At 64.1% G+C, this 15,373-nt stretch carries 14 protein-coding genes; 8 read left to right on the top strand and 6 right to left on the bottom strand.

All coding sequences use genetic code 11. The annotated features are described in order from the left end of the window. The first annotated feature begins 9 nt into the window (after nucleotides 1-9). The 5 genes from ACCO56_RS31975 to ACCO56_RS31955 all read left to right on the top strand — a co-directional run bounded on the left by ACCO56_RS31975 (nucleotide 10) and on the right by ACCO56_RS31955 (nucleotide 6,306). Entirely contained in the window at nucleotides 10-780 is a 771-nt protein-coding gene (locus ACCO56_RS31975) for an amino acid ABC transporter ATP-binding protein (protein WP_433645013.1), read from the top strand. A gap of 19 nt (nucleotides 781-799) precedes the next feature. Further along, complete coding sequence (locus ACCO56_RS31970; protein WP_433645012.1) at nucleotides 800-1,186, top strand: RidA family protein; 387 nt, start codon at nucleotides 800-802, stop codon at nucleotides 1,184-1,186. 39 nt (nucleotides 1,187-1,225) lie between these two features. Then, a complete protein-coding gene (locus tag ACCO56_RS31965) occupies nucleotides 1,226-2,026 on the top strand; it encodes an IclR family transcriptional regulator (RefSeq protein WP_433645011.1) in 801 nt (266 codons plus the stop codon). Nucleotides 2,027-2,429: 403 nt separating this feature from the next. Further along, nucleotides 2,430-4,823 (top strand): phosphoketolase family protein, encoded by a 2,394-nt coding sequence (locus ACCO56_RS31960; RefSeq protein WP_433645010.1) that lies wholly within the window; start codon nucleotides 2,430-2,432, stop codon nucleotides 4,821-4,823. Nucleotides 4,824-5,136: 313 nt separating this feature from the next. Next, nucleotides 5,137-6,306, top strand: coding sequence for an acetate/propionate family kinase (locus ACCO56_RS31955; protein WP_433645009.1), 1,170 nt, complete (start codon nucleotides 5,137-5,139; stop codon nucleotides 6,304-6,306). Between the two features lie 299 nt (nucleotides 6,307-6,605). On the opposite strand, the gene ACCO56_RS31950 is transcribed toward ACCO56_RS31955, so the two are convergent. Then, a complete protein-coding gene (locus ACCO56_RS31950; RefSeq protein WP_433645008.1) occupies nucleotides 6,606-7,748 on the bottom strand; it encodes an ABC transporter substrate-binding protein in 1,143 nt (380 codons plus the stop codon). Nucleotides 7,749-7,944: 196 nt separating this feature from the next. Here ACCO56_RS31950 and ACCO56_RS31945 point away from each other — a divergent pair, with 196 nt between their 5' ends. Continuing rightward, complete coding sequence (locus ACCO56_RS31945; protein ID WP_433645007.1) at nucleotides 7,945-8,862, top strand: MurR/RpiR family transcriptional regulator; 918 nt, start codon at nucleotides 7,945-7,947, stop codon at nucleotides 8,860-8,862. Then, a complete protein-coding gene (locus tag ACCO56_RS31940; RefSeq protein ID WP_433645006.1) occupies nucleotides 8,852-10,162 on the top strand; it encodes a glutamine synthetase in 1,311 nt (436 codons plus the stop codon). Before ACCO56_RS31945 ends, ACCO56_RS31940 begins: the two co-directional genes overlap by 11 nt. 34 nt (nucleotides 10,163-10,196) lie before the next feature. Here ACCO56_RS31940 and ACCO56_RS31935 read toward each other — a convergent pair whose 3' ends face one another. Genes ACCO56_RS31935 through ACCO56_RS31915 form a run of 5 tightly spaced genes read right to left on the bottom strand, consistent with a single transcriptional unit; the run spans nucleotide 10,197 to nucleotide 14,249 of the window. Next, nucleotides 10,197-10,835, bottom strand: a complete 639-nt coding sequence (locus tag ACCO56_RS31935) for a cysteine hydrolase family protein (protein ID WP_433645005.1) — start codon at nucleotides 10,833-10,835, stop codon at nucleotides 10,197-10,199. An 8-nt stretch (nucleotides 10,836-10,843) separates the two neighbouring features. Beyond that, nucleotides 10,844-11,878 carry a branched-chain amino acid ABC transporter permease gene (locus ACCO56_RS31930; protein ID WP_433645004.1) on the bottom strand — a complete coding sequence of 345 codons (1,035 nt, stop codon included), beginning with the start codon at nucleotides 11,876-11,878 and terminating at the stop codon, nucleotides 10,844-10,846. After that, the gene (locus tag ACCO56_RS31925; protein WP_433645003.1) at nucleotides 11,859-12,749 is read right to left on the bottom strand and encodes a branched-chain amino acid ABC transporter permease; all 891 of its coding nucleotides are present in this window, start codon (nucleotides 12,747-12,749) and stop codon (nucleotides 11,859-11,861) included. Before ACCO56_RS31925 ends, ACCO56_RS31930 begins: the two co-directional genes overlap by 20 nt. Next, nucleotides 12,746-13,468 (bottom strand): ABC transporter ATP-binding protein, encoded by a 723-nt coding sequence (locus ACCO56_RS31920; RefSeq protein WP_433645002.1) that lies wholly within the window; start codon nucleotides 13,466-13,468, stop codon nucleotides 12,746-12,748. The genes ACCO56_RS31925 and ACCO56_RS31920 overlap by 4 nt, the downstream gene beginning before the upstream one ends. Next, complete coding sequence (locus tag ACCO56_RS31915; protein ID WP_433645001.1) at nucleotides 13,461-14,249, bottom strand: ABC transporter ATP-binding protein; 789 nt, start codon at nucleotides 14,247-14,249, stop codon at nucleotides 13,461-13,463. The genes ACCO56_RS31920 and ACCO56_RS31915 overlap by 8 nt, the downstream gene beginning before the upstream one ends. A gap of 183 nt (nucleotides 14,250-14,432) precedes the next feature. On the opposite strand from ACCO56_RS31915, the gene ACCO56_RS31910 reads away from it, so the two are divergent. After that, the gene (locus ACCO56_RS31910; RefSeq protein WP_433645000.1) at nucleotides 14,433-15,200 is read left to right on the top strand and encodes an N-formylglutamate amidohydrolase; all 768 of its coding nucleotides are present in this window, start codon (nucleotides 14,433-14,435) and stop codon (nucleotides 15,198-15,200) included. The last annotated feature ends 173 nt before the right edge of the window (nucleotides 15,201-15,373 follow it).

Genomic DNA, 15,373 nt, shown 5'->3' with positions numbered 1-15,373 from the left:
TCCGAACCAATGGCCGGCAATCTTCTCGAAATCCGAAACCTGCACAAGCAATATGGCCCCGTCGAAGTCCTCAAGGGCGTCGACTGCACCATGCGCCAGGGCGAGGTGATCAGCATCATCGGCTCCAGCGGCTCGGGCAAGACCACCCTGCTGCGCTGCATCAACATGCTTGAGGAGTTCCAGGACGGCTCGATCCGCATCGACGGCGAGGAGATCGGCTACGAAACTATAGGCGGCGCGCGGCGCCGCAAGAAGGAATCCGAAATCGCCCGGCAGCGCGCCATGACCGGCATGGCCTTTCAGCAGTTCAATCTCTTCCCTCATATGACCGCCGCGAAGAACGTCATGCTGGGCTTGGTCAAGGTCAAGAAGATGAGCCGGGAGGAGGCTCGCGCCATTGCCGAGAGATGGCTCGACCGGGTGGGCCTTCGCGAGCGCGCCGACCGTTATCCCGGCCAGCTCTCCGGCGGCCAGCAGCAGCGTGTCGCGATCGCCCGCGCCATCGCCATGAACCCCAAGCTGATGCTCTTCGACGAGGTGACCTCGGCGCTTGATCCCGAATTGGTCAACGAGGTGCTCCAGGTCATCAAGGATCTCGCCGGGGACGGCATGAGCATGCTGCTCGTCACCCATGAGATGCGTTTCGCCTATGAGGTTTCTTCCCGGGTCATCTTCATGAACCAGGGCCGCATCGGCGAGGAGGGCAATCCGCGCGAGATGTTCCACAAGCCGCGCACGGAGCGGCTTGCCGAATTCCTCAAGACTTCAACCTTCAACTAAAGAGATTTTGGAGAACGAAATGACCATCAAGCGTTACGGCACCGGAGAGACGGGCGCGGGAAAACAGGGCTTGCCCTTTGCGCGGGCCGTCGAGGCGGATGGCTGGCTCTATGTGTCGGGCCAGGTCGCCATGGAAAACGGCGAGATCGTCGATGGCGGCATCATTCCCCAGACCCGCAAGGCGATCGAAAATCTCGTCGCCATTCTGCATGAGGCCGGTTACGGCCTGGAGGACGTGGTGCGCGTCGGCGTCTGGCTGGACGATCCCCGGGATTTCTGGAGCTTCAACGGGGTCTATGCGGAATATTTCGGCGCCAACCCGCCGGCCCGTGCTTGCGTCCAGTCGAGCATGATGGTCGATTGCAAGGTCGAGATCGATTGCGTGGCGTATAAGGCCGGGCGATAAGCGGCGCGCAGCAAAGACGCGGGCCCGGAGGAGCGGCGAATGGACGATGTTTCGGCGGAGATGATCAACAGGCGGGCGCGGGGGCTCGACCGAGCCTTCGAAATCCTCGACTTCCTGCGGATCAAGCGTCAGCCGGTGCGGCCGAACGAGATCGCCCAGGCGATCGGCGCGCCGCGCTCCTCGGTCTACGAGTTGGTCAACCTGATGATGCGCCAGGGCGTGCTCGAATATCGAGGCGACGACGGCCGGGTCTTCCTCGGTCGCAAACTCTACTTTCTCGGCACGGCCTATGCCGAACAGTTCGACCTGATGCGCGAATGCGACAAGCTGCTCGCCAAGATCGCCGAGGAGACGCGCGAAACCTCGCAGATGTGCCTGCTCGAAGGCAACAAATACACGGTCGCGCAGATGAAGGAAGGCATCCGTCCTTTCCGCATCTCCTCCAATGTCGGTGATCCCGTCCCGATCCCATGGACGGCATCTGGCCGGCTACTCGTCGGCCATATGAGCGACGCCGAGATCCTCGACTTCATCCCCCCCGAGGATTTCCGCCTGCCGAATGGGCACTGGCTCGATCCGGCCGTCTTCATCGCCGAAGTCCGAAAGGCCAAGGAGGACGGCTACTTCACCTTCAACAGTATCGTCGAGACCTTCACGCATTGCTTCGCCGCCCCGGTCTACCAAGCGGACCAGGTTTGCATCGCGACGCTCTGCCTCGTCGCGCCGAAGGAGGATGGGCTCAGGAACCATGCGCGTTACCTGCGCAGCCTGCTCGACGCGGGCGCCGATCTGTCGAGCCGGCTCGGCCATGCCGGCAAGCGCCACGTGCATTCCGCCTAGGAGCTTTTTGCTGTCAAAACGGAATCGCTGGCGTCGAACGGATACCGCCAGAACAAAGCGATAGGGCGCGCATCTTCTCCCCGCCTTCGCCTGTGAAGAAACAGGGAGAAGACGCCCGATACCCCGCATCTCTAACAATCCCACATCGCGGATCGCACCGATTTGATCCAGCGCAAGACCGGCGCCGGAATATGCCGGCTACACTGCACCGGGCCTTTGGCCGCCTGTCCCTCTGGCCACGAGGGAGCGATCGTTTGACCCGCGCGTTTGATCCCATGCGGAACGCTGGCCTGTCGACGTAGCGGCCACGCTATGCGATCCTGACCCGGTCGCGGCCGACGAGACGGCCGACGCTTTGGCTCCGAGCGAGTCGGGAACGGCCTCTGAACGTTGAGGAAAGCCCATGACCCCACACCCATCGTCATCATCCCAGGCGACGCTGTCTCCGGCGGAACTGAAGAACATCGATGCCTATTGGCGGGCAGCGAACTACCTCACCGTCGGCCAGATCTATCTACTCGAGAATGCGCTGCTGCGCGAGCCGTTGCGGCTGGAGCACGTAAAGCCCAGGCTGCTGGGCCATTGGGGCACCTCGCCCGGCCTCAACTTCATCTATGCCCATCTCAACCGCGTGATCCGCAAGCAGGGCGCCAACGTCATCTATGTCTGCGGACCCGGCCATGGCGGGCCGGCCATGGTGGCCAACACCTGGCTCGAAGGCACCTACAGCGAGCTTAATCCCGAGGTGTCGCTGGACGAGGCCGGCATGCGTAAGCTGTTCCGGCAATTCTCTTTCCCGGGCGGCATACCGAGCCATGTGGCGCCCGAGGTGCCGGGATCCATTCATGAGGGCGGCGAGCTGGGTTATGCCCTCTCCCACGCTTTCGGCGCGGCCTTCGACAATCCCGGTCTGGTCGTCGCCTGCGTCGTCGGCGACGGCGAAGCCGAGACCGGCCCGCTCGCCACGGCTTGGAATTCGACCAAGTTCCTGAACCCGGAACGCGACGGCGCGGTGCTGCCGATCCTCCATCTCAACGGCTACAAGATCGCCAACCCGACGCTCTTGGCACGCATTCCCGAAAACGAGCTGCGCGCGCTGTTCGTCGGCTACGGCTATACGCCGCTCTTCGTCGAAGGCGACGATCCCGCCGCCATGCACGAGCGCATGGCCACCGTGCTCGACGAGGCGATGCAGCAAATACGCGACATCCAGGAAACCGCCCGCAACAGCGGCGACATCGCGCGCCCGTGCTGGCCGATGATCGTGTTTCGCAGCCCCAAAGGCTGGACAGGCCCGAAGGAGGTCGACGGGCTGAAGACGGAAGGTTTCTGGCGCGCGCACCAGGTGCCGCTCTCCGGCCTCGCCGAGAACCCCGAACATCTGAAGCTGCTGGAGAAGTGGCTGAAGAGCTATCGGCCCGAAGAACTCTTCGACAAAACGGGAGCCCCGATCGCCCTGATCCGGGACACGACGCCTGTCGGCCCGCGCCGCATGAGTGCCAACCCGCACGCCAATGGCGGCCTGCTGCGCAAGCCGCTCGAAATGCCCGATTTCACCCAGCAGGCGATCGACGTGCCTCGGCCTGGCGCGGTGAAGGCGGAAGCGACGCGGGTGATGGGCTCGTTCCTGCGCGAAGTGATGCGGGCTAACCAGGCGCAGCGGAATTTCCGCATCGTCGGCCCGGACGAGACCGCCTCCAACCGATTGCAGGACGTCTTCGAGGTGACGGAACGCGCCTGGATGGAGAAGATCCTGCCGGAGGACGTGCATCTCGGGCGCGAAGGGCGGGTGCTTGAGATCCTCTCCGAGCACACCTGCCAGGGCTGGCTCGAGGGCTATCTGCTGACCGGCCGCCACGGGCTCTTTTCCTGCTACGAGGCCTTCATCCACATCGTCGATTCCATGTTCAACCAGCATGCGAAATGGCTCGACGCCAGCCGCGAGATCCCCTGGCGCCAGCCGATTTCGTCACTCAACTACCTGCTGACGAGCCATGTCTGGCAGCAGGACCACAACGGCTTCAGTCACCAGGATCCCGGCTTCGTCGACGTGGCGCTCAACAAGAAGGCGGATATCGTGCGCGTGTACCTGCCACCGGACGCCAACACGCTGCTTTGCGTGACCGACCACGTGCTGCGCACCTGGGACCGCATCAACATCATTGTGGCGGGCAAGGCGCCCTCATGGCAGTGGTTGTCGGCGGAGGCCGCCCGCGCCCATTGCGAGACGGGCATCGGCGTCTGGGACTGGGCCTGCCCGCGCGGATCCGAAAATCCCGACCTGGTGATGGCCTGCGCCGGCGACGTGCCGACGCAGGAAACGCTCGCCGCCGTCACGATCCTGCGCGAGCATCTGCCGGAACTGAGGATCCGCGTCGTCAACGTCGTCGACCTCATGACGCTGCAGCCGGAAGACGTGCATCCGCACGGCCTGCCCGACAAGGATTTCGACGCGCTGTTCACGGCGGACAAACCCGTCATCTTCGCCTATCACGGCTATCCCTGGACCATCCACCGGCTGAGCTATCGCCGCACCAACCACCACAACATCCACGTACGCGGCTACAAGGAGGAAGGCACGACCACAACGCCGTTCGACATGACCGTGCTCAACGAGCTCGACCGGTTCCATCTCGTCATCGGCGCGCTCGAACGGCTGCCCGGCCAGGCCGGCGAGCCCGGCGCCAGGTTGAAGGCGCTGATGGAGGCGAAGCTGGCCGAGCATCACGACTATATCCGCGCCCACGGCCAGGACATGCCGGAGGTCAGGGAGTGGCAATGGAGCCCGGCCGAGTGATTCACTTTCCGGGCTACGACAGTCACACATCTGGAAATGTCTTTCCTCATTGTTTGGCAGGTCCCTCTCTCCGTCTCGGCTTCGCCGAGCCACCTCTCCCCCACTTCGTGGGGAAGAGGAAAGGCGTCGAGCATGCGGCCGGCGGTTCCTCTCCCTCACGACAGTGGGGGAGAGGTGGCTCGGCGAAGCCGAGACGGAGAGGGGGACCTGTCGTACGCGCCATGCTCATCCGCACAGATTGGCCGCCAAGCAACAGTGCAGGAAAGTGGAGGCCGGGTGAGGGGGACAGGTCACGCGCTGCTGGTCACGCGCCATGACCGACGCAATCCTCGTCCTCAACGCCGGGTCTTCCAGCTTGAAATTTGCCGTTTTCGAACGGCGTCACCAGCTTCCCCTGTTGGCCAAGGGCGGCGTGTCCTCCTTGCCCGACAAACCCTCCATGAAGGTCTGGTCCGCTGGGACCGGAAAAATCGAGCGGACGCTCGCTGATGGTCCTCTCGATGTAAGGGCGGCAGTCGGACGAGTGGTCGAGGAAATCCGGGCGCATGACTATTTTGCCCGTGTTCGGTCCGTCGGCCACCGCATAGTCCATGGCGGGCGCGACTTCACCGGCGCTACCTTGCTGGACGAGTCCACCTTGGCTGCACTGCGCCGGCTGGTCCCGCTCGCCCCCCTTCACCAGCCCGTCAATCTGGAGATTGTCGAGGAAGCGACCGCCCTCTTTCCCGACGCCGATCAATACGGTTGCTTCGACACGGCTTTCCACGCGATGCGGCCGCGCATCGCGACCCTTTACGGCTTGCCGCGCGAGTTGACCGAGGCCGGCCTCATTTCCTACGGCTTCCATGGGCTCTCCTTCAGCTATATCGCCGGGCGGCTCCGCGATCGTGACCGGGACGAGGCGGGCGGCCGCGCCATTGTCGCCCATCTCGGCAGCGGCGCCAGCCTCTGCGCGATCAGGGACGGCAAGAGCGTTGCCACGACAATGGGCTTTTCCCCGCTCGACGGGCTGGTGATGAGCACGCGTTCCGGCGCCATCGACCCCGGCGCCATCCTTCATCTGCTGGAGGAGCGGAAGATGTCGGCGGCCGAGATCACCGATCTCCTCTACCGGCATTCCGGCCTGCTCGGGGTTTCCGGCATTTCCGGCGACATGCGAACTCTGCTTTCCAGCCATGATCCGGCCGCCAGGGAGGCGGTCGATCTCTTCGTCTACCGGGCGGGTCGCGAGATCGGCTCGCTTGCTGCGGCACTAGGTGGATTGGACACGCTGGTCTTCACTGCCGGCATCGGCGAGAACGCGCCGGAAGTCCGTGAGAGGATCGGCGCGGCGGCGGCTTGGCTGGGCGTCACCATCGATCCCGAACGAAACCGCGCCGGCGAGACATCCATCGGCGCGCCCGGCTCCGCAGTCGAGGTCCTGGTCATCCCCACCGACGAGGAGCGCGCCGTGGCCGAAGAGATACTGACGGCACAGGGCTGAGAGTTCGGTTCGTCCTTCGAGGCTCGCTTCGCTCGCTCCTCGACAACAATATTCATCCATCTTTGTAGAATGCAGGGATGGTGCTGGTAACGATGCGACCACTTCGTTCTGCACCCTTGGTGGGTTTGCCCAATGTAACGGAGTGGACCCAGTCCACGGTAAACCGTGGACTGCCCGCCGTGCCGGCGGATTGGAAAGCCGTTCTCGACCTCGCCAGGCAGGGCCGGGTGCTCCTGCCTCTAAGGCGCGGCCCTGATGGGCCGCCATGCCGGCGACTGAGGCACCCTGGATAACGTCCGCTATTCGGTGACCGGCCGCCAGATATGCTCCACTTTGAACTCCCCGCCCTTGACGCTAACGATCGACACGGGCTTCGGCGGAACCATCGACTTGCGGGTGTAGCTGATCGCGCCCGTCACGGCCGGAAAATCGCGCGTGGCCGCCAGGGCATCGCGGATCTTGGCGGGCTCGGCGGAGTTGGCGCGACGGATGGCGTCGGCGACGAGGTTCATCGCGTCATAGCCGAGCGGTGCGAAGGCGTTTTCCGGCGCCCGGCCGTATTCGGCTGTGTAGTCGTCGATGAACTTCTTCACTTCCGGCCGGTCGTCGGCGAGATAGGTGTGGGTGGAGAAATAGATGTCGTTGGCCATTTCCGGTCCCGGCACCGAAGCGACCAGCGGCGTGTCGAAACCATCGCCGGAGAGAACCGGCAGCTTCAGCCCGGCTTCGCGGATCTGGCGTACGCTGATGCCGGCCTCCGAGGGAATGGCCGAGATGAACACCGCGTCCGGGGCGGGATCGACAGCGGCCAGGCGCGCGATCTGGGCGGAGAAATCCGTATCGCCCATCATGAAGCTGTCATTGGCGACCACCTCGCCGCCCTTGGCCTTGAAGCGCTCGGTGAAGAAGGTCGAAAGCGCCTTGGTGAAGTCCATGGAATTATCGGTCCACACCACAACCTTGCGGTAGCCGAGCGTGTCGTAGGCGTAGTCGGCGATTGCATAGGACTGGTCGTCGTCGCCGAACGGCGTCATGAACATATAGTCGCCGACCCATTCCGGCAGCTTCGGATGCGTCGCGCCCGAAGTGACGAAGGGGATGCCTTTTTCCTGGAACAGCGGCGCGCCGGCCATGACGAAGGTCGTGTCGGACTGGCCGATTCCGGCTACGACACCCTCGGAAAGCACGCGCTGGGCGGCCTTCGCCGTTTCCTGCTGATCGGTCTTGCCGTCCGGCGCGATCAGCTCGACCTGCTTGCCGAGCAGGCCGCCGGCCGCGTTGATCTGCTTCACGGCAAGCTGCGCACCGGAAAGCGACGGTCCGTCCAGTGAGGACATGCCGCCAGTGAGATTGTAGAGCGCACCGATCTTGATGGTTTCCTGCGCCAAGGCGCCGGTTGCAAACGCCGCCGCCAAAGCTGCGGCCGCCAGGATTCTCTTCATCTTGGTTCCCCTTGTTATGGCCTTGATGCCATGACCGTGAGGCCGGGACATCCGGGGCGCCCGTGACCCGTGAAGCAGGCCCGGGCGCCGCCATCGCAAACTTTGTCGATATCGCGGGCGCGTGTCAATCGAAACATACATTTCGCTTTGAACTCGCAACTTTGTCTGATTTGATACAGACGCAACGGAGCGCCGAATGACCACCTTCGCCGACGAGAACACGCCGGAAGCCGCCGCCGACCTGTTGGCTCGACTGAAGCAGGAACTGCCCTCGCTCGGCCATCGCGAAGCGCGCGCCGCCCGTCATCTCCTGGCGAATTTCCCGCTGGCGGGCCTGACCACGGTTGCCGAATTCGCCGAGCAGAGCGGCGTGAGCACGGCGACAGTGCTTCGCTTGGTCAAACGGCTGGGATTCCCCGTCTACGCCCAGTTCCAGGGCGCTTTGAAGGACCATCTCGAAACACGCCTGCAATCGCCGCTGAAACGGATCGAAACCCGACGAGCCGCAGGCGGCGATTATATCGACCGCTATTTCGGCCAGCTTGCCGACCATATGGCCGGCATGCGCGAGACGCTCGATCGCGGCGCCTTCGACGCGGTCGCGGCCCTGCTTGCCGATGGACGCCGCGACATCCATGTCATCGGTGGTCGCTATTCCGGTCACATCGCGAGCTATTTTGCCGACCTCCTCGTCACTGTCCGGCCCAAAGTCCATCCGGTCGCCGGCCAGACCCAGCGATGGACCCAGCAGTTGCTCGACATCAACCGCAACAGCGTCCTCGTCGTCTTCGACGTGCGTCGCTACCAGCCTGATGTCGTCGAATTCGCCCGACTGGCCGCGCTGCAGGGGGCAACGGTCGTCGTCTTCACCGATCCGTGGCTATCGCCGGCGACGCGGGTAGCGCGCCACGTCATCACCTTTCCCGTCACCTCCGTCTCGGCCTTCGACATGGTCTCGGTCGGCAGCGCCGTGGCCGAGGCCCTGCTCGGCCTCATCGTCCAGAAAAGCGGAACGAGCGGCAAGGAGCGCATGGTGACGCTCGAGGCTTTGCGGGAAGGCCGAACTCACAAGACCCGCAGGCATAAAAAGGGAACCATAACGAATGACACGTGAAGAGATCGTCATGATCTGCACGAGCGACCTTGCCGGCCAGGTGCGCGGCAAAGGCTTCCCGGCCTGCGATCATGCCGAGCGGATGAAGAAGGGGATCGGCTGGACACCGACCAATTCGATGATCACCGCGCTTGGCGCGATAGCGCCCTCGCCCTGGGGGCCGTTCGGCGATCTTTTCCTGCGACCCGCGCCGGAGACGGAGGTGCGCGTCGAACTGGATGAGACCGGTGCGGCCACCCATTTCGTGATGGGCGACATCTGCCACCTCGACGGCCGCGATTGGGAAGTCTGCCCGCGCAGCTTCCTCCGCCGCGCGATCCAGGCGCTGGCCGAACGGCATGGACTCGGCGTCAAGGCGGCCTTCGAGCATGAGTTTGCCTATTCGGGCGTCGAAGAAAAAACCAATGCCAGCTATGCGCTCGATGCGTTCCGGCGCCAGGGCGCGTTCGCCGAAACCTATCTCGGCGCGTTGCGCGAAGCCGGCGTGAAGCTCGACACCTTCATGCCCGAATACGGACCGCGGCAATATGAGATAACCGTCGGGCCTGATGAAGGCGTGAAGGCCGCCGACACGGCCGTCGCCGTGCGCGAGCTTGCGCGCGCCGCCGCCCATCATCTCGGTCACAGCGTCAGCTTCAGCCCCATCCTTCGGCCATCGGCCGTCGGCAATGGCGTCCATATCCATTTCAGCCTGTTCGACCTCAAGACCGGCGAGCCCGTCAATCACGATCCCTCGCATCCGAACGGCCTGTCGAAAACGGCGGCGTGCTTCCTGGGCGGCATGCTCGCCAAGATGGACACTTATTTGGCCTTCACTGCGTCGAGCCCGATCTCCTGTCTGCGCCTGACGCCGAACCGGTGGAGTGCCGCCTACAACAATCTCGGCTATCGCGACCGCGAAGCCGGCATCCGCATCTGCCCGGTTTTCGACGCGAGCAAGATCCGCGAGCAGTTCCATTTCGAGTATCGGGCCGCGGATGCCAGCGCCAGCCCCTACCTGGCGCTGGGGGCGATCCTCGCCGCAGGGCTTTGGGGCCTCGACACCGGAGTGGATGGCGCCAAGGTGTTCGATGGCGCGCCGCAGAATTTCGACCTGGGGCACCTCGACGCCCATGGCATCCGCCGCCTCCCGCTGACCCTATCGGAGGCGCTGGACCGCCTCGAGGCCGATTCCGATCTGGACGCGATCATCGGCAGCACGTTGAAGCAGGCTTTCATCACCCATAAGCGCTTCGAGATCGAGCTGACGGCGGAACTGAGCGACGAGGAGCGTTGCGAGCGCTACCGGGATGCCTATTGATCACGCCCCATCCGACGTCGCCTAGGGGTGATCTTCAGCGCGGATTGTCGCGCCTGATCGCCTCCACCAGGCTTTCCGTCGTTTCAGTACGGCAATAGCCCTTGAAGGCGTTGAGCGCGGCGCGATGGCGCTCGCGCGTATCCGTGGCGCAGCCGTCGGACACAGCGATCATGTGGAAGCCGCGGTCGGCACCGTCGCGGATCGTGTGGTCGCAGCACTGGTCCGTGAGGAAACCCGACACGATGATCGTATCGATGCCGATATTGCGCATCAGATACTCGAAATTCGTAGAGTTCAGCAGGCTGGACGAGGTCTTGGGGATGATCATCTCGTCCTCGCCGGGGGCGAGCTCGTCGATCACCTTCGCATCCCACGAGCCTTTGGGAATGAAGAAGTTCGACAGCTTGTAATCAAGGCTGCGATCTCGCCCGTCGCGGGTCAGGTTCTCCATCACCGTATAGACGACTTCGAGGTGTTTTTCCCGGCAAAGCTCGATGAGGCGCCGCAGGTTCGGAATGACGATGTTGCGGGCGTCCTCGTAGAATTCCGGACGCGGCTGGCGGCTGGCTTCGTCCATGACCCAGTTCTGCGCGTCGATGACAAGCAGCGCGGTCCGCTCAGCCCGGATCGGCACGATGCGGCTGGGATAGATGTCGGAGGGACGCGGTTTCATCTTGTCTCCTAACGCAAGAGGCGTTTGAGCCAGCCAGGCTCGCCGCTGCCGAAAAGCCCGGCCGGCCGGTAGAGCAGCGCGACGATCAGTGCCAGCGCGACGACCACCTGGCTCAGGCCGTAGAAGTTGAGGCTTTCCTCCAACGGGCGCATGCCCTCCGAAATGGCGGTTATGGCGATCGCCGCAAGGACGGCGCCGCTGATCGAGCCGGCGCCGCCGATCACCACCATGACGACGAGGTTGAAGGCAAGCCCGATCCCGTAACTCTTCGGCGTCACCACCGTGATCAGATGCGCCATCATCGCCCCGGCGATCGCGGCGATAATGGCGCCGAGCACGAAGGCGACGAGCTTCACCCGCGCGCTGCGGATGCCGGTGCATTCGGCGGCGAGCTGGTTCTCGCGCACGGCCAGCATGGCACGGCCGAGCGAAGAGAATTTGATTCGCCAGACGATGAGAAAGGTCAGGACCATCAGCCCCGCGCACCACCAAAGGTTCGTGAAGCGCGGGATGCCGTTGAGGCCGGAGCCGCCGCGGGTCAGCCCCTGCCAATTGGTGGCGAGACCCTGCACGATGACGATGAAGCCGAGCGTGGCGACGGCGAGATAATGGCCTTTCAGCCGCAGCACCACCACGCCGATGAGGAAAGCAGCGACGCCGGCGACCATGACGGCGGCCCCAAGGCCGACAAGGAAAGGCAGTTGCATCGAGACGAAGGGTTCCGGCAGCGACTGGAGCATGAAGGACTTACGCGCCACCGGGTAGGTCAGCACCGCCGAGACATAGGCGCCGATGGTCATGAAGGCGGGATGGCCGAGCGAGAACAGTCCAGTCAGGCCGTTGGTGAGCGTCAGTGAGACGGCAAGCGCGATGTTGAGGCAGAGAAGCGCCGCGAGCGTCAGCGCATAGTCGCTGACAGCGTTCTGAAGGACGAACACTCCGGCCGCCAGCAACGCAGCCAGAACGAGCCAGGGCGCCTGCACGCCGAGCGCGCCCGTCGTGGGCGGTCCGGCCGGATGAAGGTCAGGCGCGCTCTTCGACATGGCTTGCGAACAGTCCGGACGGTCTGAGAAGAAGGATGAGGATCAGAAGCAGAAAGACGAAGGTATCGCGATAGGGCGCATATTCCGGCGGCAACAGGCCGACGAAGAGCACTTCCGCCATGCCGAGCAGATAGGCTCCGGCGAGAGCACCCCCGATCGACCCGACGCCGCCGATCACACAGGCGATGAAAGCCTTCAGCCCCGGCGCGAAGCCGAGCAGCGGGTCGATCTGGCCGAACTTGCCGCCCCACATGACCCCGGCCACCGCCGCCAGCCCGCTGCCGATGGCGAAGGCGGCGAGGATGGTTCGGTTGATCGATATGCCCATGAGCTGCGCGGCGGTAAGGTTTTCCGCCGTCGCCCGCATCGCCACGCCCAGGCGCGTGCGGTAGACGACGAAGGCCAGCGCCAGGATGAGAACCAGGGAAAGGGCGATGATGACCACGTCGGTGAGGGCGGCGCTGACGTCGCCGAAACTGACGCGTTGGCGCATGAAGGCAGGAAAATTGAAGGTGCGGGGCTGGGCGCTGACAAGCATCAGCGCCGTGTTCTGGATGACGACCGACACCGCGAGCGTGGCGATGAATCCGGTGACCTGCGGTGCTCCCCGCAATTGCCGGAACACGGCGGTCTGGATGCTCATCCCGGCGAGCGCTCCGATAAGGAAGGTCAAGAGCACGACGGCGGGCCAGGGCACGCCGGTCAGCACCATGGCGAGCGCGGCATAGGCACCGACCATCACCAGGTCGCCATGGGCGAAATTGATCAACCGCACGATGCCGTAGATCATCGAGAAACCGATTGCGACCAGCGCGTAGAGGCTGCCGAGGGAGAGGCCGTTGACGAGTTGCTGGAACACATACTGGCTCATGCCGCGCCTCCGAGATATGCCCGACGCACCGCATCGTCGGCGGCCAGCTCCCGCCCGCTGCCGCTCGTCACGATGCGGCCGTTCTCCATCACATAGGCGCGGTCGGCGATATCGAGCGCCGCCGCCGCGTTCTGCTCGATCAGCAGGCAGGTCGTGCCGCGTCTGCGCAAATCTTCGATCACATCGAATATCTGCTCGATCATCTTGGGCGCGAGGCCGAGCGAAGGTTCGTCGAGCAAGAGAATACGCGGCCGGGCGAGCAGCGCGCGCCCGATGGCCAGCATCATCTGCTCGCCGCCCGACAATGCACCTCCGGCAACGCGGGCGCGCTCCGCCAGGATGGGAAAGAGAGCGTAGACCTCCTCTACGTCTCTCGCGACATCCGCCCGGTCGGTGCGCGTATAGGCGCCCATGGCGAGGTTTTCCGCTACGCTGAGCGAGCCGAAGATCTGGCGGCCTTCGGGGCACTGGACCACCCCGGCACGCACGATGGCCTCGGGCGACAAGCGATTGAGTGCGCGTTCCCGGCCGTCGGCCTGCCAGCGAATAACACCGGTCACCGGCCGCAGCAGTCCCGAAATGGTAAGGAGCGTGGTCGATTTCCCCGCGCCGTTGGCTCCGATCAGCGCGACGATCTCGCCTTCCCCAACCCTGATATCCACATCATGCAGCACCTGGGTCGCGCCGCGGCGGACGCTGATCTTGCTCAGCTCAAGCATCACGCCCTCTGCGCCGCACGCCGAGATAAGCCTCGATGACCGCCGGATGGGACTGGATCTCGGCCGCTGTTCCCACAGCGATCGTCTGGCCGCGATTGAGCACCTGGATGTGCCGGCAGAGCTCCATCACCAGGCGCATATCGTGTTCGACCAGCAGAATGGTCACCCCGAATTCGCCATTGAGCCGGCGGACGAGGTCGATGAGGCTCGCGGTTTCCGTCGGATTGAGACCGGCGGCCGGTTCGTCGAGCATCAGAGCGACAGGCTCGGTGGCGAGCGCCCGCGCGATCTCCACGCGGCGCTGGTCCCCATAGGAGAGATCGCCGGCGCGGTGATGGCGAAAACGCGCCAGGCCGACCAGTTCGAGCGCCGCCTCGGCGCGCTCGGCAATCGCGCGTTCGGACCGCTGGAAGCGACCGCTACGCAGGACGGATGCCACGAGCCCTTCGCCATGACGACGATGGGCGCCGCACATCACGTTCTCCGTCACGCTCAAATCATTGAACAACCGGATGTTCTGGAAGGTGCGCGCAATGCCGGCGGCGGCGAAGCGCCAGGGCGAACGTCCCGTGAGGTTCTCGCCCGCGACGATAATGTCGCCGCTGGTTGGTGCCAGCACCCCGGTCATCAGGTTGAAGACGGTCGTCTTGCCGGCGCCATTCGGGCCGATCAGGCCGTTGAGATCGCCCTTGTTGAGGGTGAGGCTGCAATGCGAGACAGCGGCAAGGCCGCCGAATTTCCGGGTCAGATCCCGGCCTTCGATGATTGCCGCTTCCGCCAATACGCAAATTCGCTCTACGAGTGTTCCCTTTTTGGCGAAGGTTAGCCACCGGGGAGTCCGGCGTCAATCATTAGATACATCTTGCCATAATTTGAGCAATTTGTATGATTTGGTTCGCGCCGGACCGCATGGTTTGCGCCAGTCTGCCGCTATTTCAATCACACGAAGCCTATGGAAGAAATCTTGACCCGACTGCTTCAGCCGAGCGAGCCGCCACCGCTCGAAGCTGTCAATCCCGACGGCAAGTCCGACTTCGTGCTGGTCTGCGAGCATGCCGGCCGGCAGATCCCCCGAGCTCTCGGAGACCTCGGCCTGCCGGAATCCGAACTTCTGCGACACATCGCCTGGGACGTCGGCGCGCGAGATATCTCTCTGGGGCTTTCGCGGCTGCTCGATGCGCCGCTCTTCATGCAAATCTATTCCCGGCTGGTGTGCGACTGCAACCGCCGCCCCGACGTGGCGACCTTCATTCCGGAGATGAGCGAGACGACCTTCATCCCCGGCAATATCGGGTTAACCCGGGAAGATCGCGAGCGCCGGGAAAAGGAGATCTTTTGGCCGTTCCACGACCATGTCGCCTCGGTGCTCGATGCGCGCCGCCGGGCGGGGCGAAAGACGCTCCTGATCACGATCCACACCTTCACGCCTGTCTTCAAGGGCGTAGCGAGGCCGTGGGAGATCGGCGTCCTGTTCAATCGCGACCGCCATTTCTCGCATGCCGTGCTCGACTATCTGCGATCCAACACGCATTACGACGTCGGCGAGAACCAACCCTACAGCGTCGGCGACGAGACCGACTACGCCATCCCCGTGCATGGCGAGGCGCGCAACCTGCCCTGCGTGGAGATCGAGATCCGCAACGACCTGACCTCCGGTGCCGCAGCTGGGGAATGGGCCATGTTGATCGCCCGCGCAGTCACCCACGCAGCGGCGTTGCAGCCGGCTTCCTGATACCGAGGGCGTCGATCTCTGGGCCAGGTCGCGAAATGGCCCCTCACTGTCCTGCCGGACATCTCTCCCCGTGAAGAACGGGGAGAGAGACGACGGCCGCTTGGGTTTTCGCCAGTCGCCAGAGGCGAACGATTGGCGAAAGTGGGGATGAAAGCGGTCTTCTCCCCGCAAGC

The organism is Mesorhizobium sp. 1B3 (assembly GCF_050958605.1).
Lineage (GTDB): Bacteria > Pseudomonadota > Alphaproteobacteria > Rhizobiales > Rhizobiaceae.
This window is presented reverse-complemented; position numbering and strand designations above follow the sequence as displayed.

Excerpts from the sequence above, each read along its gene's own strand:
- ACCO56_RS31975 (WP_433645013.1), top strand. The coding sequence starts at position 10 with ATGGCCGGCAATCTTCTCGAAATCCGAAACCTGCACAAGCAATATGGC.
- ACCO56_RS31970 (WP_433645012.1), top strand. The coding sequence starts at position 800 with ATGACCATCAAGCGTTACGGCACCGGAGAGACGGGCGCGGGAAAACAG.
- ACCO56_RS31965 (WP_433645011.1), top strand. The coding sequence starts at position 1,226 with ATGGACGATGTTTCGGCGGAGATGATCAACAGGCGGGCGCGGGGGCTC.
- ACCO56_RS31960 (WP_433645010.1), top strand. The coding sequence starts at position 2,430 with ATGACCCCACACCCATCGTCATCATCCCAGGCGACGCTGTCTCCGGCG.
- ACCO56_RS31955 (WP_433645009.1), top strand. The coding sequence starts at position 5,137 with ATGACCGACGCAATCCTCGTCCTCAACGCCGGGTCTTCCAGCTTGAAA.
- ACCO56_RS31950 (WP_433645008.1), bottom strand. The coding sequence starts at position 7,748 with ATGAAGAGAATCCTGGCGGCCGCAGCTTTGGCGGCGGCGTTTGCAACC.
- ACCO56_RS31945 (WP_433645007.1), top strand. The coding sequence starts at position 7,945 with ATGACCACCTTCGCCGACGAGAACACGCCGGAAGCCGCCGCCGACCTG.
- ACCO56_RS31940 (WP_433645006.1), top strand. The coding sequence starts at position 8,852 with ATGACACGTGAAGAGATCGTCATGATCTGCACGAGCGACCTTGCCGGC.
- ACCO56_RS31935 (WP_433645005.1), bottom strand. The coding sequence starts at position 10,835 with ATGAAACCGCGTCCCTCCGACATCTATCCCAGCCGCATCGTGCCGATC.
- ACCO56_RS31930 (WP_433645004.1), bottom strand. The coding sequence starts at position 11,878 with ATGTCGAAGAGCGCGCCTGACCTTCATCCGGCCGGACCGCCCACGACG.
- ACCO56_RS31925 (WP_433645003.1), bottom strand. The coding sequence starts at position 12,749 with ATGAGCCAGTATGTGTTCCAGCAACTCGTCAACGGCCTCTCCCTCGGC.
- ACCO56_RS31920 (WP_433645002.1), bottom strand. The coding sequence starts at position 13,468 with ATGCTTGAGCTGAGCAAGATCAGCGTCCGCCGCGGCGCGACCCAGGTG.